This window comes from Mesorhizobium sp. P2_F7 (assembly GCF_056403695.1).
This window is the reverse complement of record NZ_JBFUFA010000012.1, coordinates 140,412-159,072: the sequence shown is the minus strand read 5'-3', so window position 1 is coordinate 159,072 and position 18,661 is coordinate 140,412. Positions and strand designations below refer to the sequence as shown.

Annotated in this window: 16 protein-coding genes and 2 pseudogenes; 15 read left to right on the top strand and 3 right to left on the bottom strand. The window is 60.7% G+C overall.

What is annotated here, in order from left to right; genetic code table 11:
• The coding region (locus tag AC1DZ8_RS27830; protein ID WP_477401945.1) for a DUF1499 domain-containing protein at positions 1-153 on the top strand (153 nt) is incomplete at its 5' end.
• Positions 154-395: 242 nt separating this feature from the next.
• On the top strand, positions 396-1,148 hold the full coding sequence (locus AC1DZ8_RS27825) for a hypothetical protein (protein WP_477302649.1): 753 nt from the start codon (positions 396-398) through the stop codon (positions 1,146-1,148).
• 15 nt (positions 1,149-1,163) lie between these two features.
• Here AC1DZ8_RS27825 and AC1DZ8_RS27820 read toward each other — a convergent pair.
• Positions 1,164-1,358, bottom strand: a pseudogene (locus AC1DZ8_RS27820) (MBL fold metallo-hydrolase); the annotation flags it as partial.
• Here AC1DZ8_RS27820 and AC1DZ8_RS27815 point away from each other — a divergent pair.
• Positions 1,304-1,516 (top strand): annotated as a pseudogene (locus AC1DZ8_RS27815) (DUF1499 domain-containing protein); the annotation flags it as partial. The pseudogenes AC1DZ8_RS27820 and AC1DZ8_RS27815 sit on opposite strands and share 55 nt — an antisense overlap.
• 67 nt (positions 1,517-1,583) lie before the next feature.
• On the opposite strand, the gene AC1DZ8_RS27810 reads toward AC1DZ8_RS27815, so the two are convergent.
• Positions 1,584-2,597 carry a LacI family DNA-binding transcriptional regulator gene (locus tag AC1DZ8_RS27810; protein WP_477302647.1) on the bottom strand — a complete coding sequence of 338 codons (1,014 nt, stop codon included), beginning with the start codon at positions 2,595-2,597 and terminating at the stop codon, positions 1,584-1,586.
• Positions 2,598-2,796: 199 nt separating this feature from the next.
• Here AC1DZ8_RS27810 and AC1DZ8_RS27805 point away from each other — a divergent pair, with 199 nt between their 5' ends.
• From AC1DZ8_RS27805 to AC1DZ8_RS27785, 5 genes are all read left to right on the top strand, one after another.
• Positions 2,797-3,840: an ABC transporter substrate-binding protein gene (locus AC1DZ8_RS27805; protein ID WP_477302645.1), complete on the top strand. Its 1,044-nt coding sequence runs from the start codon at positions 2,797-2,799 to the stop codon at positions 3,838-3,840.
• Between the two features lie 36 nt (positions 3,841-3,876).
• On the top strand, positions 3,877-4,914 hold the full coding sequence (locus tag AC1DZ8_RS27800; protein ID WP_477302946.1) for an ABC transporter ATP-binding protein: 1,038 nt from the start codon (positions 3,877-3,879) through the stop codon (positions 4,912-4,914).
• Positions 4,911-5,798 carry an ABC transporter permease gene (locus AC1DZ8_RS27795; protein WP_477302643.1) on the top strand — a complete coding sequence of 296 codons (888 nt, stop codon included), beginning with the start codon at positions 4,911-4,913 and terminating at the stop codon, positions 5,796-5,798. Before AC1DZ8_RS27800 ends, AC1DZ8_RS27795 begins: the two co-directional genes overlap by 4 nt.
• On the top strand, positions 5,791-6,582 hold the full coding sequence (locus AC1DZ8_RS27790; protein ID WP_477302641.1) for an ABC transporter permease: 792 nt from the start codon (positions 5,791-5,793) through the stop codon (positions 6,580-6,582). Before AC1DZ8_RS27795 ends, AC1DZ8_RS27790 begins: the two co-directional genes overlap by 8 nt.
• A gap of 146 nt (positions 6,583-6,728) precedes the next feature.
• Positions 6,729-7,517 (top strand): phosphorylase family protein, encoded by a 789-nt coding sequence (locus AC1DZ8_RS27785; protein ID WP_477302944.1) that lies wholly within the window; start codon positions 6,729-6,731, stop codon positions 7,515-7,517.
• 37 nt (positions 7,518-7,554) lie between these two features.
• Here AC1DZ8_RS27785 and AC1DZ8_RS27780 read toward each other — a convergent pair whose 3' ends face one another.
• Entirely contained in the window at positions 7,555-8,463 is a 909-nt protein-coding gene (locus AC1DZ8_RS27780) for an MBL fold metallo-hydrolase (RefSeq protein ID WP_477302639.1), read from the bottom strand.
• A gap of 114 nt (positions 8,464-8,577) precedes the next feature.
• Between AC1DZ8_RS27780 and AC1DZ8_RS27775 the strand changes: the two genes are divergently transcribed.
• From AC1DZ8_RS27775 to AC1DZ8_RS27745, 7 genes are all read left to right on the top strand, one after another.
• Complete coding sequence (locus AC1DZ8_RS27775; protein ID WP_477302637.1) at positions 8,578-9,171, top strand: biotin transporter BioY; 594 nt, start codon at positions 8,578-8,580, stop codon at positions 9,169-9,171.
• 297 nt (positions 9,172-9,468) lie between these two features.
• Positions 9,469-10,350 (top strand): glucose-1-phosphate thymidylyltransferase RfbA, encoded by an 882-nt coding sequence (gene rfbA, locus AC1DZ8_RS27770; protein ID WP_477302636.1) that lies wholly within the window; start codon positions 9,469-9,471, stop codon positions 10,348-10,350.
• Position 10,351: 1 nt separating this feature from the next.
• The gene (rfbC, locus tag AC1DZ8_RS27765) at positions 10,352-10,903 is read left to right on the top strand and encodes a dTDP-4-dehydrorhamnose 3,5-epimerase (RefSeq protein ID WP_477302634.1); all 552 of its coding nucleotides are present in this window, start codon (positions 10,352-10,354) and stop codon (positions 10,901-10,903) included.
• A gap of 25 nt (positions 10,904-10,928) precedes the next feature.
• Positions 10,929-12,023, top strand: a complete 1,095-nt coding sequence (gene rfbB / locus AC1DZ8_RS27760) for a dTDP-glucose 4,6-dehydratase (protein ID WP_477302632.1) — start codon at positions 10,929-10,931, stop codon at positions 12,021-12,023.
• Positions 12,020-12,997, top strand: a complete 978-nt coding sequence (gene rfbD / locus AC1DZ8_RS27755; protein WP_477302630.1) for a dTDP-4-dehydrorhamnose reductase — start codon at positions 12,020-12,022, stop codon at positions 12,995-12,997. The genes rfbB and rfbD overlap by 4 nt, the downstream gene beginning before the upstream one ends.
• Complete coding sequence (locus tag AC1DZ8_RS27750; protein ID WP_477302628.1) at positions 12,994-17,670, top strand: glycoside hydrolase family 99-like domain-containing protein; 4,677 nt, start codon at positions 12,994-12,996, stop codon at positions 17,668-17,670. The genes rfbD and AC1DZ8_RS27750 overlap by 4 nt, the downstream gene beginning before the upstream one ends.
• Positions 17,667-18,647, top strand: a complete 981-nt coding sequence (locus AC1DZ8_RS27745; protein ID WP_477302626.1) for an NAD-dependent epimerase/dehydratase family protein — start codon at positions 17,667-17,669, stop codon at positions 18,645-18,647. Before AC1DZ8_RS27750 ends, AC1DZ8_RS27745 begins: the two co-directional genes overlap by 4 nt.
• Positions 18,648-18,661 lie beyond the last annotated feature (14 nt).

Here is an 18,661-nt window from a genome sequence, read left to right as displayed (position 1 = left end):
AGCAACGACGGCGACACGGTCGTCGTCGACATGCGCTCGGCCTCCCGCTACGGCCGCTACGACCTCGGCGACAATGCCGCGCGCATCGTCGGGTTCCTCGCCGAACTTGATCAGGAGGTTGCGGGCCAGGTGGGTGCCGCGCCGGCTGAGTGAGAGTTGCGCGCGGGGGATGAACGCTGGCACCATTTGCGCTAGCGTGCGGTCTCGAAGGCCGCTGCTAGCCGCTCTCAGAGAGCCCGAGTCTCGAAAAACTAAAAATGTAAGTGCCCACAGGCGAAATATTTTACCAATACCCGGAATATGACTGCTGCCTTCTGCAATAAAAAATTAATACCATAAATAAATCTGAAGCGCACTATGCGCGACATTATGTAATATAGACTAGGATACTAAGCTTGGAGCTTTCCGAGTCGGTGTCGTTGTGGTTTTACCAGCTATCGGCTTGGGGTGAAATATCCATGAAGAAATCCGCCACTTTGCTGGCGTCTACGCTTGGCTTGGCCGTACTGCTAGGTCTTGGCTATTGGGTGACAGACAGGTTTGCCCGGCTGTCCAGGTCGATCTTGCCCGGGATGCCAACCTCAGCATCCCGAAGTATGGAACCCTATGAATTGGCTTTCAAATTCGATGTATCCGAAGCGCAAGGTGGCAACGCCTCGCTGGTGGAGTGGCACCTCAAGCTGCCAAGGGCTTTTGTCTGGAACGAGCTTGGCGGCAATAGCAGCGTGGGGGGAGGTCCCAATCATCGCTATCACTCCGTTGACATAGCCGCGGTAATGGACCCCAGCAATGGCGATTTCTCGCCTTCTATCTTTTCAAGCACCAAAGACAGTTCTGCCCGTGGCTTCTTCATTTCCTTAAACAATGGACCGGTGCGCAAAAAATGTTCTTCGACGAATCAGTGTTTGCGCAATGATGATGTGGATGCGTTTTTAGGCAGAGAAAAGTCGAGTATCCGTGTATGTAACAAAGATGACAGTGTTGAGAGAAGATGTGACGTATACATGCACTTTGATGGTTGGGGTGTTCAGGTAAAGATGCCTAAGTCAATTTATTTTTCTGATTACCAGAAGGCATGTGACGCGGTCACGACCTTTCTGAAGAAATACACTTCGAGCGTCGACGACGTGCGCGAAGTAGTCGACTGAACTTTTTGGAACAAGCTACGCCACCGGCACAAAGACGCCGTCGATGGCCGGATCACCCTCGGTGGCGACCAGGCCACGCGCCACCAGGTCCTCGAGATGGGCAAGCACCGACAGTCCGGCGGCTCCATGCAGGCGCGGGTCGGTGTCCGGTAGATCGCCTTGCCGTGGCCCGGAGCTTCGTGGTCGGCCTGCCCGCCGACGTCGCAATCCGGGTCAGCAACGACGGCGACACGGTCGTCGTCGACATGCGCTCGGCCTCCCGCTACGGCCGCTACGACCTCGGCGACAACGCCGCTCGTATTGTGGAGTTTCTGGCAGAACTGGATCAGGAAGTCGCCGGCCAGGTGGGGCCGGCTCCGGCCGAGTGATACCCAGAGCATCTTGCAGCCAATCGGAATCAAGGCCGCAAGAATGCGGCTCAAGTCTGCGGACAGACTATTCCCCAGAGTCGAATTTGCCCTTTAACAAGAATGTCTCCACCGGCCCGAGCGGATTGACTATCCTGCGCTCCAGAACTTCGATAAGTTTGCGTCCGACACCGGCCATGTCCACAAAATGAACTTCAATCTTTGCCGGCAGGAAGCGTGCAAGCCGCGTGCTGTCACGCGTGACGATGTGGACGTCACGGCCAGGCTCGAGACCCCGCTTGCCGAGAGCGTGTAACGCTCCCAGAAGGCCCAGTTCGTTGGCGCATGCCAGGCCCGTCGGCGGATCTGACGACGCCAGCAGGCGATCGAACCATGCCGCGCTCGATTCCATGGTAAACATGCCATGACCGATCAGCGATTGGTCGATTGCAATACCGGCCTCGGCCATTGCCCTTCCATATCCGGAAAGACGCATGGCGCTCGCCTGATCCTCCGGAACGAGAAGTTGCAGGGCAATGCGTCGACAGCCCTTGTCCATGAGCCGTCGGGTCGCCTCGTAGGCAATCTGTTCATTGTCGACATCGACATAAGGATACGCGGTATCCAGGTCGGTTCTTCCAAACGCCACGAACGGCATGCGTTCATCCAGCAGCAACTTGACGCGCGGATCACCCGACACCATGCGGGTGATGATCAGTCCGTCTGAGCTGCGCGCCTGAAGCTGCCGCTGCACACTCTCGACGGGATCGTCGTCGGGCGTGGTGGAATAGATGGACAGACTATAACCCGCTTGCCGCGCCGCCAGCGTCATGCCTTCGATCAAGGGAAGCTTCAACAGATCGGACAGGTAGTCGCGTGTCTCCATCGGCAGCACTGCCGTCAGCGTCAGGGTTCGTCCGGTTTTCAGCGCGCGACCATGATGATTGGGAACATAGCCGAGCCGCTTCGCCGCCTCCTTGACCCTGGCTATGGTCGAGGGCAGCACTTCCGGCCCATCCTTCAGAGCGCGGGACACCGTGGTCACCGAAAGGGAAAGTTCCGCCGCGATCTGTTTTAGATTGGCCATATCGCCCGACTTCATTTGCGAAAGCGCCGGCTGATCTTGCTGGGCGTCGCAACGTTACCGGATTCGACCTGAGGGTCAAATTCAGGCTCGGCGAACCTGAGCGGGCCTGCCTGGCACCAGCTTGACTCTGATGTCGTTTTCAGCAATCGTAACGTTACGATTAACAAAAAAGCCGTTCTTATCGGCATTCTATGAATCCGGAGGAGGAGAAACCATGTCCCGTTTACTACGCATTTCCCTGGCAGCGATCGCGGTCTCGGCTGCCTTGCCCGTCTATGCCCAGACAGTCACCATCACCACCGCGGGCGGCGACTATGGCAACGCCATAAAGGAGGCCATGTGGGCCCCTGCTGCAAAAGAGCTCGGCTTTGATGTCCGCGAGGAGACGCAAAGCGACGGCCTGGCCGCGCTGAAGATGCAGGTCACTTCGGGTGCGATCACCACCGACATCGTCCATCTCGGCTCGCCGGAAGGGGCGCAGGCGGCCGCACAGTCGCTGCTGGAGCCGCTCGACTACAAGATCATCGATCCCAACTCCGTGCCCGCCGGCGCAAAGTCCGACTACTGCTATCCGTTCGACTCCTATGGCACCGTCATGTCGTGGAACACCAAGACCTATGGCGAGAATCCGCCGAAGACGTGGGCGGAGTTCTGGGATGTCGCCAAATTTCCGGGCCGTCGCGCGCTGCGCGCCAATGCGCAGGACCTGATCGAGATCGCGCTGCTCTCCGATGGCGTGGCGCCGGCCGACGTCTATCCCGTGCTCAGCACGCCGGAGGGTCTGGAGCGCGCAATCAAGCGGCTTGAAGCGATCAAATCGAATGTCTCGGTCTGGTGGACCTCGGGAGCGCAGTCCGCGCAGTTGCTGAAAGACGGCGAGGCGGATCTGGTCGTTACCTGGAACGGCCGGGCGCAGACCGTGAAAGCCGATGGCGGCACGGTTGACTACACGTTCAAGGGTTCGGTCATCGGCACCGACTGTCTTGCGGTGCCGAAGGGGGCGCCGAACAAGGAAGCAGCCATGAAGCTCATCGCGGCGATGACGCAGCCTGCGCGCGTGGCGAAGCTGACCGACTTCATCGCCTATGGTCCGGTCAATCCTGCCGGCTATGAAGGTGGCCTTATTCCTCAGGATCGTCTGAAGACCCTGGCGACCGCGCCTGAAAATGCCGGCACTTCGGTGTTCTCGAATGCCGACTGGTGGGTCAAGAATGGCGAGGCCGCTCAAAAGGCCTTCGATGAAATGATGAACCGCTGAGTCTCGAATTCATCAGCTCCAAGGCTGCAGCACATGATGAAGTCGCTCCCGATCACCATCGACAGCGTGCGCAAGACCTATGGGTCGTACGTCGCGCTGGACGATGTCTCGCTCGACATTCAGGCTGGCGAATTCCTCACGCTGCTCGGGCCATCCGGATCCGGCAAGACCACGCTGCTCATGGCTCTGGCCGGGTTTGTCCGGCCCGATTCCGGCAGGCTCCTGTTGGACGATCGCGACATTACGCGCCTAGCCCCTAACAAGCGCGACATCGGCATAGTGTTCCAGAACTACGCCTTGTTTCCCCACATGAACGTTCTGGCAAATGTCGAGTATCCGTTGGTGCTGCGCAAGACGCCGAAAGGCGAGGCCCGCCAGCGGGCGCTCGACACCTTGGCCCGCGTGAAGCTCGAAGGTTTGGCGGAGCGCAACATTGCCGCCTTGTCCGGCGGTCAGCGCCAGCGGGTGGCGCTGGCACGCGCAATCGTCTTCGAGCCACGCGTGATGCTGATGGACGAGCCGCTGTCGGCGCTCGACAAGAATCTGCGCGAAACCATGCAGTACGAGATCCGGCGTCTGCACGATGATCTGGGGATCACCACGATCTATGTGACGCATGACCAGCGCGAAGCGCTGATTATGTCAGACCGGGTTGCGGTGATGAATTCCGGCCGCATCCAGCAGATCGATACGCCACAGCAGATTTATGATCGTCCATCGACCCGCTTCGTCGCGGAGTTCATGGGTGAGGCCAATATTGTGGCCCCGGGCGCGGTGCGCAGAATAGACGGCGCCGATGCATCACGCGAAGCTCTGATGATCCGCGCGGAAAGCTTCCATCTTGATGCGAAGCTCGTCGGGCGAGACGGGGTGGCGCTCGAGGGAACGCTGCGCGCCAAGGCGTTTCGCGGCGAGAACTGGCTTTTGACGCTGGTGCTTGATGGCGGGCAAGAGATTCTTGTCTGCATTCCGGCGGCGCTGGCCGGTGGCTGCGCCGAGCTTGCCACCGGTCAGCGGATGACCGCCTATGCACCGGCAGCGAAAGTTCACGCGTTACCGAGGGCGAGAGCGTGACCATCATCGCCGATCCTGCGCTCGCGGCAGACGCTCGACGCGAGCGGCGGTTCTTCCTCTCGCTTTCGCTGCCTGCGCTTTTCATCGTCGGACTGGCGGCGATCCTGCCCATCGTCTGGATTATCCGGCAATCCTTCCTGACCACCGGGGGCGAATACACCGTTGGAAATTACGAGAAGGTGCTGTCGAGCGGACTGACATGGTCGGCGCTCGTCACGACGGTTGAACTGTCCCTGGGCACGTTGGCGATCTGCATTCTTCTCGGCACGCCCCTGGCGCTCGCCCTGGCCAGCGCCAGGCCGAGGGTGGCCAATTTGCTGATGGCCTTCGTCATGCTGCCATTGTGGACCTCCATTCTGGTGCGCACCTATGGCTGGCTCGTGCTCTTGCGGCGCGATGGCCTGATCAACGCGGCTTTGACCGGTTCGGGCCTGACAGCCGAGCCATTGCCGCTGGTCTACAACTTCACTGGAACGCTCATCGGCATGGTTCACTACATGCTGCCGCTCTTCCTGCTGCCTGTTTATGCCGCGATGCGCGATATCGACGCAAACCTCGTCCGCGCGTCGGCGAGCATGGGCGCCACGCTCGGGCAAACGATCCGCACCGTCATTCTGCCGCTTTCGGCCGGCGGCATCTTCTCGGGCTCGATCATCGTCTTCATCTACACGATAGGGTTTTTCATCACGCCGGCGGTGCTTGGCGGCGGCAAGGTAAATCCTCTCTCCATCCGGATCGAGCGCACGCTGTCGACCTTTCAGGATTGGGGATCGGCGAGTGTCCTGGGTATTCTGCTCCTCGTCCTTATGGCGTTGGTGGGTGTGATGTTCCTGGCTGCACGGCGGCTGATTGCCGGGCACAAAGTCGGTACAGCCCATGCTTGAAGCCTATCCAGACAACAGGCTGGCCCGCATCCTCTTGTGGAGCTTTTGCGCGCTCGTAATGGCGTTCCTGATTCTGCCCACGCTCGTCGTCGTCCCACTCTCCTTTTCGTCATCCAATCTTCTCGAATTCCCACCGCGCGCATACTCGTTGCGCTGGTACGAGGCTTTCTTCGGCTCGGCGACATGGATGGCCGCACTCAGGACGAGCCTGATCCTCGGCACATTGACGGCGATGATCGCAGTGCCCCTGGGGCTGCTGGCCTGCATCTCGATGAACAGGCTCGGCGGAAAGGCCGCCGTAGCCATTCAGGGCGTTCTGCTCACCCCGTCCATTGTGCCGGGCATCCTGCTGGCGATCGGCCTGTTCTTTGTTCTAGCGGCGCAACGTCTGGTCGGAACGCTGTTCGGCGTCCTGGTCGGACATGCGGTGCTGGCCATTCCGGTCGCGTGCATTGTGTTGTTGCCCGCACTGGCCCGTTTTGACTGGAACCAGGTTCAGGCGGCGCGCAGCCTCGGCGCAAACTGGGCGAGAGCCATTGGCGGCATAATTGTCCCGCAACTTAAGATCAGCCTGCTGTCGGCCACGCTGATGGCCTTCCTGACGTCGCTCGACGAGTCCGTGATTTCGATCTTCGTCGCCAGCGGGCAAAACAGCACGCTGCCGAAGCTCATGTTCCTGTCGCTGCGCGATCAGATCGATCCGACCATTGCGGCGATCTCGACCTTATGGACCGTCATCGTAGTGGCCGTCGTCCTGATTGTGACCCTTCGCCAAAAATCCTGACCGAGACTGGAAACATGCCCACAAATCATCACGCAGCCGGTGCTCCGGCGGATCAATCATCCGACATTCCTCAGGTCGGGCTGGCGATCATCACCGGCTCGGCAAACTGGGGGCTTGCCTTCCCGGAAGATGTCGAATTCGAGGGCGTGCGCACCTTGCGGCGCGACATCAGTTTTGAAACGCCTTTCGGTCGCTCCGATAACTGGAAGCTGCTTGAGTTCGATGCGTCGATTACCGTCGAAGGCAAACCGAAACGTGCCTTGTGCATGTATTCGCACGGCAATCCCCGCGACCATGTCGACCATTCCTGCCATCGCCGCGCGTTCTGGGTCTTGATGCAGGCGGGTGTAAGGCAAGTCCTGGCCTGCTCCACCATCGGCGCCGTCAACAAGGCGATCCAGCCCGGAGACATGGTGGTGAACGCCGATATCATCGAACTGTCGCAGACCCCGTTTTCACTGCTGCCTGGCCGCCAGAGCTTCGACTGCTCGGGCAAGCAGATCGTATGTCCAAGATGTGCGGCATTGCTGGCCGAGACCGCCCGGCGCCATTGGCCTGCCGAATGCCGGGTCCATGGCATCGAGCAGCAGTTGGTCGCTGCCCACTGCTACGGGCCGCGACTGACAACTCCCGCCGAAGCTCTGGCCTTTCGCAGCATGGGGGCGGATGTGCTCAACCATTCGATCGCCCCGGAGGCGACCTTGTCGCGCGAGATCGGCGCATGCTTCGTGCCCTTGGCGTTCGTCACCGCCGGCTTCAACGACTACATGGACCGCAATCGCCAGAAATTGCTGCAGGAGGACGTGTTGCCGAGCCTCTCCATGACAGCCTCGCGGGTCGCGCTGGAGACCGCGGCACGACTTCCGGTCAATCCGGAATGCTCCTGCCACGGTTTGAAGTCGCCTCAACCGGAAGAACGTTCCAGCCGGTTCTGAGTTTGTCAGCAGTGTCGTGCGAACAGGTGCTGCGGTCTTAACCCACCGGCACAAAAATGCCGTCGATGGCCGGGTCGCCGTCGGTGCTGACCAGGCCGCGCGCCACCAGGTCCTCGAGATGGGCAAGCACCGACAGGCCGGCGGCGCCGTGCAGGCGCGGGTCGGTGTCCCTGTAGATCGCCTTGACCATGTCCGGGATCGTCCGGTCGCCGCCCCGGATCCGCTCCAGGATCGCCCGTTCGCGCATCTTACGGTGGGTCTTCAGCCCGCGCATGAAGCTGCGCGGCGCGCTCACAGGGCCGCCATGGCCGGGCAGCAGCAGGCGGTCGCCCCGCGCGATCAATCTGTCGAGCGAGGCCATGTAGTCGGCCATCGCCCCATCCGGCGGCGCCACGATCGAGGTCGCCCACGCCATCACATGGTCGGCTGGAAACAGGACGCCGGTGCCTTCGAGCGCAAATGCCGCGTGATTGGCGGTGTGGCCCGGCGTCAGCACGGTCCGGATCGCCCAGCCGTCCCCCTCGACCAGCGCATTGTCGGGCAGCGCGATGTCCGGGACGAAGGCCGTGTCGGCGCTGGCGTCGAGCGGATTGATCTCGCCGATCCGCAACGGCCGCGCCGGGCGATGCGGGCCTTCGGCCAGCACGGCGGCACCGGTGTGCGCTTTCAGCCGGGCGGCCAGCGGAGAATGGTCGCGATGCGTGTGGCTGACGAAAATGTGGCTGACCGGCCGGTTTGCGATCACCCTTAGCAATGTCTGGAAATGCGCATCGTCGTCGGGACCAGGGTCGATCACCGCCAGGGTGTCGCGCCCGACAATGTAGCTGTTGGTGCCGTGAAAGGTGAACGGGCTGGCGTTTTTGGCGGTGACGCGCTGCACGTCCGGCGCAACGGTGACGCCCTGGCCATAGGCCGGATCGAAGCTGGTGTCGAATTTGAGCGCCATGGCGTGTCGTTGAGCTCCGGTCGAGGGACGGCAAAAGCGATTGCCGCATAGCACGGAAGCCAATATAGGAAAAAGCGAGGCCGCCATCTGCGGCAATCCGGATTGGGGAAGACCATGGCACTTGCAACGACGATGCGTCCGCTTGTTTCTCTCGCTTTGCCTCAGGAGGGTGCGCTGCGCCTGGCAACCCAGCTTCTGCTGGCGATCGCCGGAACGCTGCTTTTGACCCTGTCGGCCAAGACGAAAGTCGTGCTCGGGCCGGTCGATATCTCGATGCAGACGCTGGCCGTCCTGCTGATCGCCACCGCATTTGGCCTGCGGCTTGGCGTCGCTACCTTGCTTCTCTACATGGCCGAAGGCGCCATGGGCTTCCCGGTCTTCCAGAGCACGCCTGAAAAGGGCATCGGCATCGCCTACATGCTCGGCGGCACCGGTGGGTATCTCGCCGGCTTCGTCGTCATGGCGGCCATTGTCGGCTGGGCCGCCGATCGCGGCTGGGATCGCCACCCGATCAAGCTGTTCAACGCCATGCTGGTCGCCGAAATCGTCATGATGGCCATGGGCTTTGCCTGGCTGGCCACCCTCATCGGTGTGGAAAAGTCGTGGCAGTTCGGCGTCGTGCCGTTCATCGTCGGCGACTTGATCAAGGTGGCGCTCGCCGCCAGCCTGGTGCCGGCGGTCTGGTCGCTGCTGCCCAAGCAACCCTGAAATCGCTTGAACTAAAAAAAGCCGGCGGGTGCGAGCCCGCCGGCTTTTTGTTGTCATGCGTCCACCAGGATGGCGGGAAGCCGGCTTGCCAATTCGCCGTGCCGATTGCATCGCCAGCCTGTGGCCGGTCGGGCAGCAGCTTGTGGCCGGTCCGTCAAAATTGCCGCGAGATGGCAGATGCAGAGCAAATCTGGTGCAGATCCAGCGTCGGGATTGAATTGACAAGACATTGCGCGATACCTAAGCACGAGCAACTTGATTTCAGGGCGGGGGCCTCGGCAATTCAAGGAGAGCTTGTTGAAAGGAATCATCCTTGCAGGAGGCAGCGGGACGCGTCTTTATCCCTTAACATTAGCGATCTCTAAGCAAATTCTGCCGATATACGACAAGCCGATGATTTTTTACCCGCTGAGCGTCTTGATGCTCGCGGGGATCCGAGAGATTCTGATCATTTCGACACCGCGCGACTTGCCGATCTTTCGCGAGTTGCTGGGTGACGGTTCGGAATTCGGGCTCGAATTGTCCTATGCCGAACAGCCGCAGCCCAACGGACTTGCCGAAGCCTTCATCATCGGCCGCGACTTCATCGGCAAGGACAATGTGTCGATGATCCTCGGCGACAACATCTATTTCGGCGAGGGCCTGTCGCAGCTCTGCCGCGCCGCCGCGCAGCGCGAAAGCGGCGCGTCGGTGTTCGCCTACCATGTCGAGGATCCGGAGCGCTATGGCGTGGTGTCGTTCGACAAGCTCAGCGGCACCGCTTTGACGATTGAGGAAAAGCCAGAGAAGCCGAAATCCAACTGGGCGGTTACCGGCCTCTATTTCTACGACAACGAGGTCGTCGACATCGCTTCGACGATCAAGCCCTCGGCGCGCGGCGAGCTCGAGATCACGGCGGTCAACAACGTCTACCTCGAGCGCGGGCAACTGCACGTCCATCAGCTCGGCCGCGGCTATGCCTGGCTCGACACCGGCACGCATGACAGCCTGCATGAAGCCTCGTCCTTCGTGCGCACCATTGAGCACCGCCAGGGTATCAAGGTCGCCTGTCCCGAAGAAATCGCCTTCGAGCAAGGTTGGCTGACCGCCGACAAGGTGCTTGAGCGCGCCACGCGCCTGGGCAAGAACGAATACGCCGCCTATCTGCGCCGGCGTGTCACCGAGCTGACGGAGAATTAGATTGGACGTCAGGCAGCTCGGTCTCGACGGCGTGCTGGAGATCGTGCCGAAGCGGCACGGCGATGCGCGCGGCTATTTCATCGAGACCTGGAATGCCGAGCGCTTTGCCGAGGCCGGCATAGACTTGCGGTTCGTCCAGGACAATCACTCCTATTCGGCGGCTGCGGGTGTCGTGCGGGGGCTTCACTATCAGCTGCCTCCACGCGCGCAGGACAAGTTGCTGCGTGTGATCAGAGGCAAGATCCTCGACGTCGCGGTCGACATTCGCCGCAGCTCGAAAACCTTCGGAAAATGGGTCGCGCTCGAAATATCGGCCGAGAAGGGCAACCAGATCCTGGTGCCGAAGGGTTTCGCGCACGGCTTCGTCACGCTCGTGCCGGACACCGAGGTTCTGTATAAGGTCACCGACACCTATTCGCCGGCGCACGACCGATCGATCCGTTTCGACGATCCTGACATCGGCATCGATTGGCCCTCGCCTGCCGGCGCCCTCGAGCTCTCGGCCAAGGACCTCAAGGCGCCGACGCTTGCCACGGCCGAGGTGTTCGCATGACGCGCGACGATATGAGGAGAGCGCCATGAATTTTCTGGTGACAGGCGGTGCCGGCTTCATTGGCTCGGCGGTGTGCCGGCATTTGTGCGCCAATCCGGCCTACCATGTGACCAATCTCGACAAGCTCACCTATGCCGGCAATCTGGCCTCGCTGCGCACGATTGAGAATGCGCACAACTACAAATTTGCGCAGGCCGACATCTGCGACGAGCGGGCGGTCCTCGACATCCTCCACCGCGACGAGATCGACGTCGTCATGAATCTCGCCGCCGAAAGCCATGTCGACCGCTCGATCGATGGACCCGGCGCTTTCATCGAGACCAACATCGTCGGCACCTACCGGGTGCTGAATTCGGCGCTCGAATATTGGCGCGGCCTTGGCGAGGACGGGAAAGCCCGCTTCCGCTTCCACCATGTCTCGACCGATGAAGTGTTCGGCGATCTGCCCTTCGACGGCGGCATGTTCGTCGAGGAGACGCCTTACGCGCCATCCTCGCCCTATTCCGCCTCGAAGGCGGCGTCCGACCATCTGGTGCGGGCCTGGCACGAGACGTATGGCCTGCCGGTCGTGCTCTCCAACTGCTCGAACAATTACGGACCCTATCACTTTCCCGAAAAGCTGATCCCGCTGGTGATCCTCAACGCGCTCGACGAAAAGCCGCTGCCGGTCTACGGCGCCGGCGCCAATGTGCGCGACTGGCTGTTCGTCGAGGATCATGCACGTGCCTTAGAACTGGTCGCCACCAAGGGGCAGCCGGGCGAGAGCTACAATGTCGGCGGCAATTCCGAACGTACCAACTTGAGCGTCGTCGAGACGATCTGCGACCTTCTCGACGCGAGAAGGCCACGCGCCGGCGGCAAACGCTATCGCGATTTGATCAGCTTCGTCACCGATCGCCCAGGCCATGACCGCCGCTATGCCATCGATGCCTCCAAGATCGGCAGGGATCTTGGCTGGGCGCCGGCTGAGAGTTTCGACAGCGGTCTGGCAAGGACGGTCGACTGGTTCCTCGACAACAAGTGGTGGTGGGGGCCGATCCGCGAGCAGCGCTACGCCGGCGAGCGGCTTGGCCAAGTCCAGTCCCGGGGCCAGGTTGAAGGCAGGAAGGGCGTGGCGTGAGGCTGGTTGTCACCGGACGCGACGGTCAGGTCGCCACCAGCCTGCTGGAGGCCGGGAAGGCGCGCGACGGCATCGAGGTTGTCGCCGTCGGTCGGCCGGCCCTCGACCTCACGCAACCCGACACGGTGTTCGACGCCATCGCAGCAGCGCGGCCGGATGTCGTGGTATCGGCCGCCGCCTACACTGCGGTGGACCAGGCCGAGGATCAGCCCGAACTGGCCTTCGCGATGAACGCCGTTGGGGCCGGCAAGGTCGCCGAGGCAGCGGCTCGGCTCGGCGTCCCCGTCATCCATTTGTCGACCGACTACGTCTTCGACGGTTCGAAGGACGGCGCCTATGTCGAGACCGACACCACCGCGCCGCTCGGCGTCTATGGCGCTTCCAAGCTTGCCGGCGAACAGGCGGTGGCAGCGCTCAATCCGCGCCACCTGATCCTGCGCACGGCCTGGGTCTACAGCCCGTTCGGCAAGAATTTCGTGAAAACCATGCTGCGGCTGGCGCGCGACCGCGACGAGATCGCTGTCGTCGCCGACCAATGGGGAAATCCGACTTCTGCGCTTGATATTGCCGATGCGATCCTGCATGCGGCGGCGATGTTGCGCGACGACGACAGCTTCGACGGCTATGGGATCTACCATCTCGCCGGCACCGGCGAGACCAACTGGAGCGGCTTTGCCCGTCATCTGTTGGAGACGAGCCGGACGCGAGGTGGCGCGTACGCGCGGATACGCGACATCGCGACCAACGACTACCCGACAAAGGCAAAGCGCCCGGCTAATTCGCGGCTGTCGAGCGTGAAATTCGCGGCTGCATTCGGATGGGAGGCGCCGGAGTGGCAAGTTTCCGCCCAGATTGTGATCCTCCGCCTGGTGGAAGGGAATTTGGGACTTCGATTGCGAGATGGCGCCACGGATTTGTGTCCAGAGCCCACCCCGGGTGATTTGACGCCGGTCAAGGACAGTCTGCAACAATGAAAAAGCCAACACGCTCGCCCAAGAGCAGCGGTCCGCAAAAGAATGTCGAATCGACGGATGCCGGTGAACGGTTGCTTCGCCAGCTCTACGGTACCCATGAGGGCAAAGTCTCGGACAAATGGTCGATCTATCTCGACGAGTATGATCGGTTTTTTTCGAGATATCGAAATCAACCGGTCCGGATGCTCGAAATCGGAATCCAGAACGGCGGCTCGCTCGAGATATGGAGCAAATATTTTCCGCATGCCGAGTCCATCATTGGCTGCGATATCAACCCGGCCTGCGGTCTGCTGAATTTCGATGACAAGAGGATCGGTGTCGTCGTCGGTGATGCCAACGCCGATGAAACGCAACGCCATATCCTTGAGAAATCCGAGGCATTCGACATCGTCATCGACGATGGCTCACACAAATCTTCGGATGTCGTGCAAACCTTCTCGCGATATTTCCCTCATCTTGCCGAGGGTGGAGTATTTGTCGTTGAAGATCTGCATACGAGCTACTGGCAAGACTTCGAGGGCGGCCTCTATGATCCGCTTTCCTCGATGTCGTTCTTCAAGCGGCTGCTTGACCTGATTAACCACCAACATTGGGGGCTGGCGCACCGTCGAACCGATGCCCTCGTGGCCTTCGCCAACCGCTACGGCATTGCATTCGATGAGACGTCGCTAACGTCGATCCATTCCATCGAGTTCCTGAACTCGCTCTGTGTCATAACCAAACGACCGGCCCTGGAAAACGTATTGGGGCCCCGGTTTGTGGCCGGTCGGAGCGCTGTCGTTGCGCCAGAGATCATGACCGTGGATGGCGCAGCCGCCATTGTCGCCGACGAGGCCAGAAATCCGTGGTCCCCTCAATCGATGACAATTGAGCAGGAAATTGCGGAAAACCGCAAAGCAACTAGCCGGTATGCGGCACATCTGCGGGCGCTTGCCGACGAGCTCGTCGAAGCCCGAGAAAAGATCAGGAACAGTGAGGCCGAGACGGCCCGCGCACAGGTCGAGGCTGCCGGGATGGCCGAGCAGCTTCAAGTCCTCGCGGGCGAGACAGCCCGTACGAAAGCCGAGGCTGCCAGGATGGCCGAGCAGCTTCAAGTCGTCGCCGGCGAGGCAGCCCGCGCAAAGGCCGAGGCTGTCGGGATCGTCGAGCAGCTTCAGGCCCTCGCGGGCGAGACAGCCCGCGCGAAAGCCGACACCGCCAGCACCGCTGAGGAACTTCAAGCCCTTAAGACGCAACTCTCGGCCGCACACGTGGCTTCCAGCATTTTGCTCTCTGATCGCGATCATGCCCGTTCGGAGGAGAAGCGCCTGCACGATGTGATTGATGCCGTCTACGCCAGCACGTCCTGGCGTGTGACCCGTCTCTTGCGCGGGGTCAGGCGAGGTGTCGCTTCAATTGGTGACACGCCGGGAAGGGTTCGCAGGACGGTCACGCGCGGAGCTCACAAAGGCTGGCACTGGCTTCCGCTCCCGACAGGGGTCAAGCAGAGAGTGAAGAGCGCCGTCTTTTCAACGTTCCCGTCGTTGTTCCAGGCGACAAATGCCTACCGCGCCTGGAGGACTCTCCAGGCGCCCGGCGACCTGGGCATCGGTCCTCCATCGTGGCAGCCGCCTGTGTCCGGCGTAGACTATCAGGTGGCGCCGCCGGCAACCTATGTTCCGCGTCTCGAGGCTTCGCCGCTGCTACGAAAACCCGTTCGGATTGTCGCTTTCTACCTGCCGCAATTTCATCCAATCCCGGAGAATGATCAATGGTGGGGAGAGGGGTTTACGGAGTGGACAAATGTCGGCCCAGCTCAGCCGCAATTCGTGGGTCATCACCAGCCGCATGTGCCCGATGAGCTGGGCTACTACGATTTGCGCGACGTGGCCGTGCAGCGCCGACAGATTGAACTCGCCAAGCTCTATGGCATCGAAGGCTTTTGCTTCTACTTCTACTGGTTCGGAGGCAAGAGGCTGCTCGAAAAGCCGCTTGAGAACTGGCTGGCCGACCGGAGTCTGGACCTGCCGTTCTGCCTGTGCTGGGCAAACGAGAACTGGTCGCGCCGATGGGATGGGTTGGATCAGGAAATCCTCATCGCGCAGAACCATTCCGCGGAAGACGACCTCGCTTTCATTGCCGAAGTCGCCCCCTATCTTCGTGATCCGCGTTACATTCGTATCGATGGCAAGCCATTGCTGCTTGTCTATCGACCGAGCTTGCTCCCGGCGTCGGATCAAACAGCGCGGCGGTGGCGGACTTGGTGCCGTGAAAACGGCATAGGCGAGATATTTCTCGCCTACACCCAATCGTTTGAAGCTGGAGACCCTAGTCAGTACGGGTTCGATGCAGCTGTTGAGTTTCCGCCCAACAGATCATCACCGCCGAACGTCACGCATGCTGTGGTTCCGTTGCGGAAGGATTTTTCTGCGAACGTTTATGACTGGTCGGTCTTTCCTCAGCGGAGCGAAAACTATCAGCCCCGCCACTACAAGCTCTTTCGCTCGGTCTGCCCCGGCTGGGACAACACGGCCCGCCGCAAGCATGGCGCGGGCGTATTTATCAACAACACCCCGGACCTCTACCGAACGTGGCTGGAAAACGCCATTGAGGATACGCTGAGCCATGTCAGCGCGCCGAGTGAGCAGCTTGTCTTCGTCAATGCATGGAATGAGTGGGCGGAAGGTGCCCATCTGGAGCCGGATGCCGCAACCGGTTTTGCCTATTTGCAGGCGACCCGCGATGCCATGGAGGCTGTGAATAGGAAACGCAAACCTCGGATCGTCGTCGTTTCCCACGACGCCCATCCGCACGGTGCGCAATATCTGGCTTTGGCGATGGTTCGCGAGTTCGTCGCGCTCGGATTCGACGTCGACTTAATCGTCCTGGGCGACGGTCCCATGCTGCCCCGCTTCGCCGAAGTCGCAACCGTTCACCGAATAGCCCTCGACATCGAACCGTCGGACCGGGTGCTTGCCAAACTCCAGGCAATGCGCAGTGCAGGCGCCGAGGTCGCCATCGCAAACACCGCGGTATCTGGTCTCATTGTTCCAATGTTGAAGGAGGCAGGCTTCCGTACGGTGGCGCTGGTCCACGAACTGCCAGGGGTTTTGCAACAGTATCATCTCGAGAAACACGCCGCGGCCATTAACCGGTACGCCGACATCGTGGTCTTTGCGGCTCCGATGGTGCAGTCGGGGTTTGAGCAATTCCTGGGCGAACCACTCAGCAAGGCGGTCATTCGCCCGCAAGGTTTGGTCCGGAAAAATCCGTTCAAGCATCGGGCCGAAGAAGCCCGCCGCTTGGTCTGCAAACAGCACGGGCTCGCTCCAGGCACACGCTATGTTCTCGCTGTAGCCTTTGTTGACCACCGCAAGGGGCCGGACATTTTCATCGACATGGCGCAGGAAGTGCTCCGCACACATCCCGATACGGCCTTCATCTGGGTTGGTCACTTCGATGACGGCATGGAAGAAAAGATTGCGTCCACGCTGGACAAGCGGAAGTTGACGGAGCGGGTGAAGTTCGTCGGTTTCGTCCAGGAGCCGATGGCATATTACGCAGGCGCGTCTGCTTACGCACTGACCTCGCGCGAAGATCCGTTTCCGAACGTCGTTCTGGAATCTGCGGAAGTCGGCGTGCCGGTCGTTGCCTTTCAAGGGGCAACTGGCGCGGCGGATTTCGTACTCGAACATGGCGGGCTGCTTGCAGAGAACCTGAACAGCAAGGATTTTGCGGCGAAGCTGCGAGATGTCCTGAACCGTCCGGTGCAACCGAGCGGCGCTGGCGTAGGATCCATGCGACAATATCTGCTGGATCTACTTCACCATGCGACCGGGCTTCAGCGGGTGTCGGTGGTCGTCCCAAACTACAACTACGCGCATCACCTGATGCAGCGGCTGAACAGCATCTCGGACCAGACCTGGCCAATCTATGAGCTTGTCGTGCTTGACGATGCCTCCACCGACGGAAGCGCCGGCATTGTCGACGCCTTCCTGTCCGAGCGACCCGAACTGGATGGCGAGGTGATCGTCAACGAGCAAAACTCAGGTTCCGTGTTTCGGCAATGGGTAAAGGGGATTGCGCGATGCCGCGGCGATCTTGTCTGGCTTGCTGAGGCTGATGATTTTGCGGCGCCTGATTTTCTGAAGGAACTCGTACCGGCCTTCGCCGATCCTTCCGTTGTGATTGCCTACAGTCAGTCTCGCCAGGTGGACGGCGCGGGATTTACCCTGGCAGAGGACTACACCGCCTACACCGCCGATATTTCGAACAGATGGTCCGCTGATTATGTGCGCAACGGTTCCGACGAAATCAGCGAAGCGATGGCTGTCAAGAACACGATCCCGAATGTCAGCGCCGCCCTCTTTCGCCGCACGGCTCTAAACAGCGTGATCGCCGACCTGGGTGAGGAGTTGTTCAGCTATCGTGTGGCGGGAGACTGGCTCGTTTACCTCAGGGTCCTGTTGCAAGGCAAAATCCGGTTCAGCGCAAAGCGGCTTAATTCTCACCGGCGTCACGCAAGCAGCGTGACGAGGGCAGAAATGGCGCAGAGGCATCTCGACGAGGTGCGGCAGATGCAGGAACTCGCGCGCTCTTTCGTGGGCATCTCTGCCGAAACACGACGTAAGGCCGATGCGTGGCTGGAGCACGTGCGCAGCCATCTCGGCATTCAAGGTGCGGACGCGGCATGACACATGAGCACAAGCCGCAGCTCAATCTGCGGAAAAAAGCAGTTATCCTTGGCGCTTCGGGCTTTATCGGGGTCAATCTCGCACGCAAGCTCGCCGAAGAGGGTTTCGAGCTGACGTGCTTCGCGCACAAGGCGTCCGAGAGCTGGCCGGCTTCGGCACGGGTCATCCTTGGCGATCTTGTTTCTCCACCCGGCCAGCTTCTGGAGGCGATGGAAGGAGCCATTGTCTTTCACCTCGTCAGCTCGACAAGGCCGACAGCAAAAACCGAAATGGCGGTAGCGGAGATCGCTACCAATCTGATGGCGACAGTAGCCTTGCTGGAGACCACGCAAGGTGCAGGCTGCCGATGGGTCTTTTCGTCGTCAGGCGGGACCGTCTACGGCCAGACGGATGCCGCGCTGATTTCCGAGGAACATACTAATCTTCCGATCTCGTCCTACGGAACGGTCAAGCTTGCAATCGAGCGGTACTTCAGTCTCTACCGGACCTTGCACGGCACCGACTTCGTGATAGCGCGGATATCGAATCCGTTTGGCCCCTTCCAATCGGCGGCGAAAGGGCAGGGGCTGATCGCCGCACTGTTCGAGAGAATTGGCAACGGGGCGCCTGTCGAAATCTGGGGCGACGGCAAAAATGTTCGCGACTTCGTTTACATCGACGACGTTACCGACGCGTTGATGTTGCTTGGGGAGCGCGGGAGGCCGGGAGAGGTCTACAATGTCGGCTCGGGCGTTGGAACCAGCGTGATCGAGCTGGCAACCAAGATTTCCGCCATTCTTCGCGTTCCGGCGGAACTTGTCTACGCGCCGGCCCGTGGAGTCGATGTCCGCCGAAACGTTCTCGACATACAGAAGATCGAACGTGAGCTCGGTTGGCGCCCTGTTCATACGCTTGATGAGGGCGTCGCTCTCACGTATCGCTGGCGGCAGAGCCAAAGCCCAATTCCTGGGGAGTTCGCAACAGCGGGCAACGGCTGAGTCGCACACCGCCC